Below are 11631 nucleotides of genomic sequence, written 5' to 3' on the forward strand. Positions count from 1 at the left end.
GACGTGTGTCTACTTAGCTTCAGCGTAGTTCTCTTTAGTAGACGCGTGTCAAGTAGTAATGTGGGTGCGTGCCGCCCCGACGACGTCTGTCCCCTGCCGACCGCCGCGCCCAGCTGCTCGCCGTCGGCGCCCAGCTCTTCTCCGCCGCCCCCTACGACGACGTACTGATGGAGGACGTCGCCCGCCAGGCCGGTGTGTCCCGAGCCCTGCTCTACCAGCACTTCCCGAGCAAGCACGCACTCTTCGCGGCCGTCTACCAGCAGGCGTCCGACCGGCTGTTGGAGGCGACCACGTTCGCCCCAGGCGCCACGCTCACCGAGCAGCTCACCCAGGGCCTGGACGCCCACCTCGACTACTTCATCGCCAACCGCCACGCCGTCCTGGCCGCGAACCGGGTACTGGCGGGCGACCCCGTCATCCAGACGATCATGACGGACGAACTCGACGCCCTGCGCACACGCCTGCTCGGCGTGCTCCCGCTCGCCGACGAACGCATGCGCGCCGCCGTCTCCGCGGTACTGAAGGCCTGGCTCGTGTTCACCCAGGTCCTGTGCGTGGACTGGCTCACACACGAGACCTGCACCCGCACCGAGCTACGGGACACCGCCATCGGCGCGGCGGTCGGCGCCCTGCGCCCCCTGCTTCCCGAGGACCCCGCCCCGGACTGGCCGCCCGCCCCGCCCGCCTGAACCCACCCGCCACGACAGCCGCCGACGACAAGCAGCTCGGCAGGACCGTCGCCCGCCACGGACGCGTCGACCTGCTCGAAATCGACGAGCTCGGCTATCTCGAACTCGACCGCCGCGGCGCGGAGATACTCTTCCGGGTTTGGACGGAGGGAGGAGAAGAACAGCATCGCGATCGGCTCCAACGAGGCGTTCACCGGCTGGTCAAGGCCTTCACCGATCCCCGGCTCTGCGCAGCGGTCGTGGACCGGACCGCTGGTCTGACGTTGCTCATCCGCCCGGTCCGGTCACCGTGACTGGGCGTACCGCCGGTTCGAGCAGCGACAACGTTCGCTGCTGCGCGTCGAGGGCGACGCGGATGCCGACCGGCATCGGCAGATTCGGGCCGGCGTGTCCGAACTCGACGTTACCCAGGACCGGTATGTCCCGGTCACCGAGGACGTCGAGGACAATCTCGCGCAGAGTCGGGGATCCGTCGGGCGAATCGAGTCCGTAGATCGCCTCCGGGATGCCCACGACCATGCCGGAGATCCGATCGAGGATGCCCGCGTGCCGCAGTACCTGCAGATAGCTCCACACGTGCGCTGCCTGGCCGCCGGACTCCTCCCAGAACAGCACCGCGCCGTCGAACCATTCGAGCGGCAGCGCGTAGGGCGTCGCCTGCGCCAGCACGATGCGGTTGATCACCCCTCCGATCAGCCGTCCTTCGGTGCGACCGGCACGCCAGCACTCCCACGACGCAGTGGTCGGCAGCGCACCGATCGGCTCCGTACCGGTCAGCAGCGTCGAGTAGAGCCTTTCGAGTTCCGCCCTGCGTGCTGCGCTCACGCGCTGCCAATGCCCGCCGAGTCCAGGGGTGGCCACGTCAGCATGGAAGCCGACCAGACCCGTGCGCGCGTAGAGCACCAGATGCAGCAGCGAGATGTCGCTGTAGCCGAGGATCGGCTTGGGGTCGGCCACGATCGCCTCGACATCGATCAGGTCGAGGTAACCAAGCACCGTCTGACCGCCGTCATGCGCGATGATCGCGCGCACCTCGGGATCCCGCAGAAGAGCATTGAGTTCCTCGGCGATCTCCGCCGGCCGAGCCGCACTCCACCAACGGTGTCGTCCCGCTCCGAGGAGCGGCGCCCGACGCACACGGAACCCCATCCGCTCCAGTACGACCACCGCCTGCTCAAGACCGGGCTCGTCAACGGCATGGAGCGGCCCGGACAGCGATGCGACAACGACGAGATCTCCGGGCCTCAGCGCACGAGGACGAAGCGGTTCAGGCAGCGCAGTAGCGATCACCGAGGAAGTATCCCGACACCCTCAGCACCACGCGACACATTTACCGGCGTCTGTCCACGAAGCCCCCGGGCCCGGAGCAAGCCGCTTTCCGGCGCCGCTTCGCGACGCCTGATCTTCGCGAATCCTCCCCAAAACGGGGCTCGTTGGAGTCGCCCTGAGCGGAGCCGAATAATGCCGCCCTAGCCACCCCCGTGGGGTCGGCAGCCAACTCCTCTCCAGGAGACGGGCAGCCCAGCCGGCTGGATCAGCGCGGGAGCGGAACCGGTCGGCAGCGATGCGATAGTTCACCTTCCCCCGGGACGGGGCCGGCGATAGTTCGCCTCCCCCCCGGGACGGGGCCGCAGCCGTACTCGCCGACGCGCCAGACCGAAGACTCGGGAACACCGAGGATGCCGCCGAGGCCGAGGAACACGCTCCCCGTCCCCTCGGGGGCGGGGAGCAGGACGGGGTCCGCGTGATGCACGACCTGGACCTGGGGCCACCCGCGCATACGAGCCGCCGGCCAGATCGGCCGGATCGCTCCCGACAGCCAGATCACCGAGTTCCCGCTCCCCGACCGCACCGCACGGCCGCACTCCGTCACCGTCGACGACGACTGCACCGCCTGGTTCACCGAATGGGCAGGCAACCGCATCGGCACCATCACCCTCGCCGGGGAAGGACAAAGTCCATGTCCGGGCGCGGGGACCGCGGTGGGCGGTGCGAAGGGGTCTCGCCCGCCATTGGGATGGACTCGGATCGGTCACGGTGGTCCCGATCAGGGGTTCGGGTAGATCGGTTACGTGGGGTGACCGATCCCCGCAACGGATAAGGAAGGGAACACACCCTTGAAGCGCACAGCACGGGCACTGGCCGTAGCAGCCCTCGCCCTAGTACCAGCCGTGGTGGTGCCGCCTTCGGCCCAGGCCCAGGGACTGGAAGGCGTGGGAATCGTCTCGGCCAGACTCAGCGGCACCCACGCAGTCGTACGTCTGGAGTACGCCTGCCCCTTCAACGGATCCGGGTTCATCGGAGCTGAGGTTCAGCAGAGACACGGAAATGCCCTCACTCTCGGTAGTGGCGGCACGGAAGTGGTGTGCGACGGCACCACGAACACGATCGACATCGACATCGCGCCCGATATTGGTCCTGGCTACACGGCCAACTGGGCGTTTGTGACAGCCTTCCTGAACAGCTGCTTGGGCGAGGAGTGTGACGACTTCAGGGACACCGCCCGGGTTCGGATCGCCCGCTAGCGATGCGTAAAGGGCTTGACCGCACCGCCGGGGGCCGCCTGTCGGCGTCCCCTGTTGAGCAAGGCGCTGTGACCTCACCCGCCGACGGCCGAGGACAGGCCCCCACCCTCCTCAATGGTGGTGCCCCTTGCACAAACCCCCGAACGTAGCCATTCAGGCTTCTGCGGTTCGGGCAGACAGGGCGTAACCCAGCCACCAGCACCTGCTTCAGCTGGATCGGCACCTGAGCGCTTGAGTTGGCAAGGCGCCAACTCAAGCGCTCAGTCACATCCCGGTCGCTCGTGACCCAAGTACCGGGCGAACTGGGCGGGTCGGTGCTCCAAGGTCTCCCCATCGGCGGCTGTCCCGCCCTCCCTCGACCGCTGCAGGGCGGAGCCGCCCCCGCCCCATAGGTCAAGTCCATGTCCGGGCGAGGGGACCGCGGCGGGCGGTGCGAAGCGGTCCCGCCCGCCATTGGGATGGACTCGGATCGGTCACGGTGGTCCCGATCAGGGGTTCGGGTAGATCGGTTACGTGGGGTGACCGATCCCCGCAACGGATAAGGAAGGGAACACACCCTTGAAGCGCACAGCACGGGCACTGGCCGTAGCAGCCCTCGCTCTGGTACCAGCCGTGGTGGGGCCGACTTCGGCCCAGGCCCAGGGACTGGAAGGCGTGGGAATCGTCTCGGCCAGACTCAGCGGCACCCACGCAGTCGTACGTCTGGAGTACGCCTGCCCCTTCAACGGAGCCGGATTCCTCGCGGTTGAGGTTCAGCAGAGACACGGAAATGTCTTCACTCTCGGTAGTCACAACTCGGACGTGGTGTGCGACGGCACCACGAAGACGATCGACTTCGACGTCGAGCCCGAAACGGGTCCAGGCTTCACGGCCAACTGGGCGTTTGTGTCCGCCTCCCTGGACAGCTGCTTGGGCGAGGAGTGTGACATCTTCACGGACAATGCCCGGATTCGGATCGCCCGCTAGCGATGCGCAAGGGCCTGGCCCCACCGCCGGGGCCGGCTGTCGGCATCCCCTGTTGAGCAAGGCGCTGTGACCCCACCCGCCCACGGCCGAGGACAGGCCCCCACCCTCCTCGATGGTGGTGCCTCTTGCGCAAGGCCTTCTGCGGTTCGGCCAGTCAGGGCGTAACTCAGCCGCCAGTGCCTGCGTCTGCTGGACCCGGCACCTGGGCGCTTGAGTTGGCGAGAAGTGGCAACTCAAGCGCCCAGTCATACCGGCATGGCGGGGGGGGGAGGGAGTCATTGTCAATATCTGTGGATCGGGTCTGAAATCAGTGCTCTGTAGCGGCTTGCTCCAGCTGGGCGGTGATTCCCTGCCGGTCGATCTGGATCCAGTACTCGACGATCAGGCCGTCCTCAACGCGATAGACCGCACTGGTCGTCGCTGTGAGCTGCGCGCCGGTCGGCTGGTAGTGGTCGACCGATCCGACATGTCGGCCGATTTGGGTCCAGCGGGCATAGACGCGATTGCCTTCGGCGATGAGCTCGTCCACGGTCAGCGTGAAGGCTCCGTATGCGTCGAGCATCTCCTGGACGTGCTCGGTGTACTGCTGCGGTGTTCGCTCCACGACCACCGGCGCCTCCGAGACGACCTGGTGGGCTTGGACCCGGCCGGCCATGAAGCGACTGGCTCGGTCAGGGTGCAGCCCTGACCGCACCTGCAGAAGAAACTCGCGGACTGTGTCCTTGGCGTTGGTCATCAGCAAAGTCTGGCATTCCACTCACGCCGCGTGAGCCTCGGGGCGTTCGGCGAGGTGGCCGCGTTCGAAGCGGGCTCCGGCGCGGACCAGGGCGACGAGGTGGGGTGCGTTCACGGCGCGCCACCGCTGCTGGTTGGACTCGACGAGTTTGAAGACCATAGCCAGGGCGGCGGTGCGGGAGCCGGCGCCTCGGGCGACCCTGGTCCGCAGCCGGACGCCGGACGGTGGAGAAGGCCGACTCGATGAGATTAGTGGTCCGCAGGTGGATCCAGTGCTCGGCGGGGAAGTCGTAGAGCCCCGGCATCTGATCCTGGTCGTCGGTGATCTTCTTGACGGCCTTGGGGAACTTCGCGCCGTAGAGCGGGGCGAACCATTGCAGATGTCCTGGATCGCCTTCTTCGCGCCGGGCTGCGCGGACTTCGGCATGGAGTCGAGCACAGTTGCGTTTTTGTGAAGCCGGCACCGTTGCTCGCGGGTTTCGCGAAGCACCTCTGCCAGGGCCTTCCAGAAGCCCAAGGCGCCGTCACCGACCGCCAGACCCGGGGCGCGCATGCCCCAGCGGGCGCAGTCGCGCAGCAGGTCGGCCAAGAACTCGCCGGACTCGCGGTAGCCGTCCTTGAGCTCCACCAGTTCCTTGCAGCCGTCCGTACGCACGCCGCCAAGCACGAGCACGCAGGCCTTGGCCTCTTCCAGGTGGACATTGAGGTGGATGCCGTCGGCCCACACGTACACGTAGTCGGCCTCTGACAGGTCGCGGTTCATGAAGGCGGCGTTGTCGGCCTGCCACTGCTGGGTCAGGCGCGTGACCGTGGCCTGTGAGAGACCGGCCGCCGAGCCGAGAACCTGCTCCAGTGCGGGCACGAGGTCGCCGGAGGGCAGGCCGTGCAGGTGCGGCAGCGGCAGCACCTCGCGGATCTTCGGGGACTTGCGGCATCACGTCGGCAGGATCGCCAAGGAGAACCGGCTGCGCTCGCCGGTCTCGGCGTCGACGGGCTTGTCGTTCACCCGCAGCGTCATCACCTCGACAGCGCCGGCCGCGGTGGTGACTTTCCTGGGCTGGTGGTAGCCGTTGCGGACCACCCGCCGCCGTCCGTTCTCGCCTCGCCGATCAGCCAACTCGGCTATATGGGCGTTTACTTCGGCCTCAAGCGCGGCGGCTGGCATCCGCCTCGCGCCCTCCCGTGCGATCTCGTCGATCAAGGGCGAGCCGTTGGCGGCGCTGCCGTCGTCGTTCACCACGCTCAGTACAGGCGTGCCTTCCCGATCCGCGCGGCAACGCCGGCCTACTCGATACCAGTCGATCGATCACTCGGGAAGGTACGCCTCCCCCAGCCGATCCACAGGATCTGAGCATTGCTCCAGCGGGTGGACACGCACGTACTGGTCCTCGCCGGCGCCGAGCATGAGGGGCAGGGCGACGCGATCGGGCGAGAAGGCTTCGCCGGGGGGCTCTAGGGCCGGAATCAGAAGGCCGGCGCCCTCAGTACACAGGGAGCGGCCGGGGCTGAGGGGTCCAGGGCCCGTTCGACCAGTCCGATCGCGCGCGGACTGTACGACATGCTCAGATGGGCGGAGAGGTCGACCGGGCAGCCCTCCTGCAAGGTGATGTTCTGCACCGTTGCTCCGGGGCCCGCCGTCATGAACGTGCTCTGCCAGGGAGTGGTGATCTCGTCGTACCTTGTGGCGATCACGGTGTAGTCGACCCCGGGAACGGTATCGCCGTCGGCGTTGAGCTCCTTGATGAAGTCGGACTTCTCGTACTGCTGGACGCCCGCCTTCCCCACGGACACCTGCCCGGGTTCCAGAATCCGGAACCTGTCGGCGAGAGTCGAGATGCCACTCATGGTGGTGCCGTGGTTGGTCGCACCGAGCTGGATGACCTTCTTGACCTTGTTCTTCGAGGGGTCGGCCGGGTTCGCGCCGCCGTCGGCCTTGAGGTACCAGCGGGCCAGGGTCCCGCCCTGGGAATGGCCGACCAGGTCGACCTGTCCGGAGCCGCTGGCAGCGATCACCGTGCCCACGAAGGCGGCCAGCTCCTTGGAGGACTCCTTGATGTCTCCGTACCCCTTGACGGTGGGAGCGAGAGCCACCGCGGCGTCGTCGGTGTCGCCGTAGTCGAGGGCGTAGACACAGTAGCCCTGAGCCTTCAACTCGGCGGACATCCGGGCCCAGTTGTTGTAGCGGTTCTCGTAGGTGCCGTGGACCAGGACGACCGGACGCGGGTGGGCGGCGCTGGGACGGCAGTTCCAATCATTGGCACCCGGCGGATCGATGTCGAGGCGGAGGATGGAATGGACCATCGCGGGAAGGAAATTGTCCTGCTCGGGGCCGGTCTCCGCTGCCGCAGACGTTGAGGTGGCCAAGACCGCCCCCGCGGCGACCGCACAGACGGCGCTGGCGAATCTGGACATGTGCAAGACCGCTCGCCCCACGAGTCCCCCCTCAGAGAAGCATCTCCATCGATTGGATAGTGGCAGTATCCAATACGGGTGATCGGTACAACACAGGTACGAGCGAGTTGGCCGAATCGAACCCGTCCCACGACACCCCGACACGTCCTGTCCGAGGCCCGCATCGCCACGCCCCCCGCGAACCACGACACCTGCGACCCCCGGCACCCAGCAATGCGTGGAACTCACCTCGAGAGCACGGGCGACACAGAGCAGCCGTCACAGGCACCCTCACCGGGGCGAGTGTCCGGTCTCGACACCGAAGGCTGGGTGACCCGGCAGACCGAGCCCCAAGAGCCGGCACCGACCCCAGCAACTGCCCCCGACAAGCGGCAGCCGGCTCAAGACCCAGGCCCACTCAATGAGCACGACAGCAGGTTAGGAAACGCCACCCCTCCTGAAACAGGAATCACTGGCCACAACGCGAGACAACCCGAGAACTTACTGGTCAGCACGATGCTGAATGCCATCGACCGCGAGGCCCTACACGCTTCCGGCCCGAATTGCGGATCCAGGGGCCAACCCGGCGGGCGCGGGGAGCAGACTGCGTGACCTGCCGTTCTATCCCACGAACAACACCAGCTGAACCACTTGCACCGGACCGGCGAACCAGACACCCCTCCTCCGCACCGAGGCGGTCCCACCGGCGCAACGGACGCTGTGGAGGGCGTAAGCGCCCTGCTGGGACCATCCCCCGCGCAGGTGGGAAACAGGTTCCGTACCGTGTGACGGGACGCGATCGGAAGAGGACCATCCCCCCGGGGTAGGGAGCAATGTTCGCCCGTGATCAAAACTCACGGGGCGTCAGCGCACAGCGTCAAATGACGCAGCGTCGTGTATGCGAGGTATCCGTGCCATGTATCCACCGTCGGAACGTGGTGGGCGAACTGCACGTAGGAAGTGTTCCCGTCCAGCACTCCCGTCAGCACTTCGCCATCCTCGCCTCCGGCTCGCTGCGCGGCGCGGGCGCAGGCCATCAGGGCGGCGCCGACCGCCGCCTGGGATGGGCCGTGGGAGTCGGCAGGCCAATCGATGGGCCGTACCACCTCCGGTCCCAGCCAAGTGGCCAGGACGTCCGCCACAGTGCTCCACAGCTTGAACGGGCGCAGTAGGTGCGGGGGCTGGGCTATTCCATCCGGTCTGCCACCGTGTAGTCCCAGGAGTTCAATGAGAGGGCGGTCGAAGAGGGCCCGGGCGTCCCGGTCGAGATTATCGGTGCTGGTGATTGCGTGAACCAGGTTGAAGACGGGGTTCAGGGCCCCGAAATCGCCGCGCAGAGTGGCCGGTCGGGCCCGGTGGGGAAGAGCATCCCCTGTCAAGCGGCCCGCGAGCTCGGCTGCAGCAGACCTATCGTCCGGGACCGGCTGCCCTCCCGCTCCAAGAGCAAGGTGCCACGCAGACGAGCCGTACTACTCGCAGAAACACAAGAAGCACGGCATGAACGTGCAGGTCATCGCCCGTCCCGATGGCACACCGCTGTGGTTCTCCCGCGCGACACCCGGTCGCACCCACGACCTGACCGCGGCCCGCGCCCATGGCATCGTCCAGGCCTGCCTCACCCGGCAGATTCTCGTCCTCGCGGACCGCGCCTACCAAGGTGCTGGCGCCACCTTCCGCACCCCGTACTACCGCCACCGAGAACAGCCCCAGCATTACCAGCAGTTCAACCACGACCACGCCCGGCTGAGAGCCCCCGGCGAACGCGCCTTCGCCCAGTTGAAAGCCTGGCGGCTGCTCCGGCGAGCCAGATGCTCCACCCGCCGCATATTGATCAGAAACGGTTCGGGTTCCGGGTCGCTGTAGGGGTGTGAGCGATCTGGTGGGGGATGCGCGGCGTCTGTCGCCGTCGGCGCAGGAGGCCCTGCGGCTGCGGGCGGTGGCCGCGTTGGTGGCGGGACGGGGCCGTGAGGATGTGGCGGCCTTGTTCGGGGTGTCGTTGAAGGCGGTCGACATCTGGTGGGCGAAGTGGCAGGTCGGCGGGCGGGAGGCGCTGGCCATGCAGCCGCGGGGCAAGCCGGTCGGGGTGCATCAGGTGCTCGGGGAGGCTGAGCAGGCCGCGGTGCGGCAGGCTGTCCTCGACTACCGGCCTTGCGACGTGGGCTTGAATGGGCAGTTGTGGACGCGGCGGCTGATCGGCGAGCTGATCACGAAACTGTACCGGGTACGGCTGACCGAACCGGGGGTGGGCAAGTACCTCAGGCGTTGGGGGCTGTCCTTCCAGCGCCCGGACAAACGGGCCGTCGAGCAGGACCCCGAGGCCGTGGCGCGCTGGCATCAGGAGACCTGGCCGAAGGTCCGAGCGAAGGCGAAGGCCGACGGCGGTGAGATCCTCTTTGCCGACCAGGTCGGCATCCGGTCCGACCAGGTCACCGGCCGCACCTGGGGCGAGAAGGGGAAGACGCCCGTGGTGCGGCGGAGCGGGAACCGGTTCTCGGTGAACGCGATGTCGGCGATCAGTGCCAAGGGCCGGATGCACTTCATGGTCTTCGCCGAGTCCTTCACCGCCGAGGTGATGTGCCGCTTCCTGGACCGGCTCGCCGGCCACTTCGACCACAAGGTCCACCTCGTGGTCGACGGACACTCCGCCCACCGCTCGAAGAAGGTCCACGACTGGCTCGCCGCCCACCCCGACGACGTCGAGCTGCACTTCCTGCCGCCCTACTCACCCGAGCTGAACCCCGACGAGCTGGTCAACGCCGACCTCAAGCACAGCCTGCCCCGGCAGCACCGGGCCCGAGACCAGGCCGAACTCGCCGCCGAAACCCGCCGCTTCTTCCACCGACGGCAGCGCCAGCCGCACCTCGTCCGCGGCTACTTCGGTGGCCCGCACGTCCGTTACGCCTTGGACAAGAACCCCATCAGTTTCTGATCAATAGGCGCGGCCCCGGGCCTTCACCTGGGCCAGGCTCGCCAACGACCTCCCCGGCACCGGACTTCTGGGCGACTTAGCCTCCACTCTGGCCTCGGACCTGTGGAAGGCGACGGTGAGGAGGTGTCCGCCGCCTCGGCCCGTCCGGCATGGGTGAGCGGGGCAGGGTGCCGAGGAGGGCGTGCGAGAAGAGGCGCTTGCGGTGGTAATGCGGCATATGGGATGCCCGGAACCGTCCGCTGGCGAGCTCCTGACGGCCCGGCTGCGGCTACTGTGCGGATCATGGTGTTCAAACGACTGCTCGGCAGTGGAAGCGGCGGCAAGACGGCAGACGGCATACCGCTGGAAGCCGACACACTCCTCCCGGACGAACCGGTGCGCCCCGGGGAGATCCTGCGCGGTGAGGTGGTACTGCGCGCGCTCGACCGGGACGTGCGGATCCGGACGGTCAACGCGCGCCTGGTCGCCAACGCGGCCCCCGCCGCCGTCACCAAGAGCACGACGACGGACGTCAACACGGACACCGGCGTCACCCTCGCCCACTTCCAGGTGACGAGCCTCTTCACCATCCCGAAGGGCGAAGAACGCCGGGTGCCGCTCCGGTACCGGCTGAAGTGGGAGACCCCGGTCTCCGAGGTGCGCGGGTTGCCGCTGGCCGGGATGCGGATCGGTCTGTACACGGAGGTCGATGCCGACGGCATCGCGGACCGCACGGACGTCGACGCGGTCCGCATCGAGACGACGCCCCTGCACGAGACCCTCCTCGACGCCTTCGCCGCCGCCGGATACACCTGCCACAGCGCGTGGGTCGACCCCGAGTACATTCCGCGTACTGAGCGGGAGATCCTCTACAGCCGACAGGGGTTCCATCTCGCCGCGACCGACGCGGACCACCCAAGGAACATGGAACTGTACCTCCACTCCAACGCGGTCGGCGCCGAGATCTACCTCCGAAGGGCCGCCTTGGCGGAGAAGGATTGGTGGGGCAAACCCCCGGCCCTCCGGTACGTCGCCGCCCACCACGAGATCGGCCACGTAGACTTCGAGGCCAAGGCTCGGCAGTGGATCGACAATGTCGCCGCACTGCCCGATACCGCCGTCGATGACCGCGAGCGAGTCGACTACCACCTGGACAGCCCCCGATGGTGGCGCGATACCTGAACAGCACGGATCCTCCCGGCTGCCGGCGCGGACGGCGACCGGGACGACTTCGGCAGGCCCAGCGTCGTATCCGAGACGAAGTTCAGGACGATCTCCCGGCCAACCGGCGCGATCCGCGCCGGTGTCACCAGCCGCAGGACCTCCTGCACCGACGGCGAGAGATGCCGTGCGTCCCCCACCAGATCGCTCACACCCCACCAACGACCCGGAACCCGAACCGTTTCTTATCAATATG

9 protein-coding genes and 3 pseudogenes are annotated in these 11631 nt (G+C 67.6%); 8 read left to right on the forward strand and 4 right to left on the reverse strand.

Going from position 1 to position 11631, the window contains the following annotated elements:
• The first annotated feature begins 68 nt into the window (after positions 1 to 68).
• Entirely contained in the window at positions 69 to 689 is a 621-nt protein-coding gene (locus ACWGN5_RS34325; RefSeq protein ID WP_453522327.1) for a TetR/AcrR family transcriptional regulator, read from the forward strand.
• 17 nt (positions 690 to 706) lie between these two features.
• Positions 707 to 937: pseudogene (locus tag ACWGN5_RS34330) on the forward strand (ATP-binding protein); the annotation flags it as partial.
• Positions 938 to 956: 19 nt separating this feature from the next.
• Here the strand turns inward: ACWGN5_RS34330 and ACWGN5_RS34335 are convergent.
• Positions 957 to 1979, reverse strand: a complete 1023-nt coding sequence (locus ACWGN5_RS34335) for a S66 peptidase family protein (protein ID WP_453522328.1) — start codon at positions 1977 to 1979, stop codon at positions 957 to 959.
• A gap of 506 nt (positions 1980 to 2485) precedes the next feature.
• Here ACWGN5_RS34335 and ACWGN5_RS34340 point away from each other — a divergent pair.
• The 3 genes from ACWGN5_RS34340 (at position 2486) to ACWGN5_RS34350 (ending at position 4180) form a co-directional block, all read left to right on the forward strand.
• Entirely contained in the window at positions 2486 to 2752 is a 267-nt protein-coding gene (locus ACWGN5_RS34340) for a virginiamycin B lyase family protein (RefSeq protein ID WP_453522335.1), read from the forward strand.
• A gap of 54 nt (positions 2753 to 2806) precedes the next feature.
• Positions 2807 to 3214, forward strand: a complete 408-nt coding sequence (locus tag ACWGN5_RS34345) for a hypothetical protein (protein ID WP_453522329.1) — start codon at positions 2807 to 2809, stop codon at positions 3212 to 3214.
• Between the two features lie 558 nt (positions 3215 to 3772).
• Positions 3773 to 4180: a hypothetical protein gene (locus ACWGN5_RS34350; RefSeq protein WP_453522330.1), complete on the forward strand. Its 408-nt coding sequence runs from the start codon at positions 3773 to 3775 to the stop codon at positions 4178 to 4180.
• Between the two features lie 307 nt (positions 4181 to 4487).
• Here the strand turns inward: ACWGN5_RS34350 and ACWGN5_RS34355 are convergent, their stop codons facing one another.
• The 3 genes and pseudogenes from ACWGN5_RS34355 to ACWGN5_RS34365 all read right to left on the reverse strand — a co-directional run bounded on the left by ACWGN5_RS34355 (position 4488) and on the right by ACWGN5_RS34365 (position 7216).
• Complete coding sequence (locus ACWGN5_RS34355) at positions 4488 to 4916, reverse strand: ester cyclase (protein ID WP_453522331.1); 429 nt, start codon at positions 4914 to 4916, stop codon at positions 4488 to 4490.
• 21 nt (positions 4917 to 4937) lie between these two features.
• A pseudogene (locus ACWGN5_RS34360) lies at positions 4938 to 6161 on the reverse strand (IS256 family transposase).
• 218 nt (positions 6162 to 6379) lie between these two features.
• Positions 6380 to 7216, reverse strand: coding sequence for an esterase/lipase family protein (locus ACWGN5_RS34365; RefSeq protein ID WP_453522332.1), 837 nt, complete (start codon positions 7214 to 7216; stop codon positions 6380 to 6382).
• A 1527-nt stretch (positions 7217 to 8743) separates the two neighbouring features.
• Here ACWGN5_RS34365 and ACWGN5_RS34370 point away from each other — a divergent pair.
• The 3 genes and pseudogenes from ACWGN5_RS34370 to ACWGN5_RS34380 all read left to right on the forward strand — a co-directional run.
• Positions 8744 to 9169 (forward strand): annotated as a pseudogene (locus tag ACWGN5_RS34370) (transposase family protein); the annotation flags it as partial.
• 4 nt (positions 9170 to 9173) lie between these two features.
• On the forward strand, positions 9174 to 10235 hold the full coding sequence (locus ACWGN5_RS34375) for an IS630 family transposase (protein WP_453522333.1): 1062 nt from the start codon (positions 9174 to 9176) through the stop codon (positions 10233 to 10235).
• A gap of 282 nt (positions 10236 to 10517) precedes the next feature.
• Positions 10518 to 11396: a sporulation protein gene (locus ACWGN5_RS34380; protein WP_055602188.1), complete on the forward strand. Its 879-nt coding sequence runs from the start codon at positions 10518 to 10520 to the stop codon at positions 11394 to 11396.
• The last annotated feature ends 235 nt before the right edge of the window (positions 11397 to 11631 follow it).

The organism is Streptomyces sp. NPDC055815, from assembly GCF_053616475.1.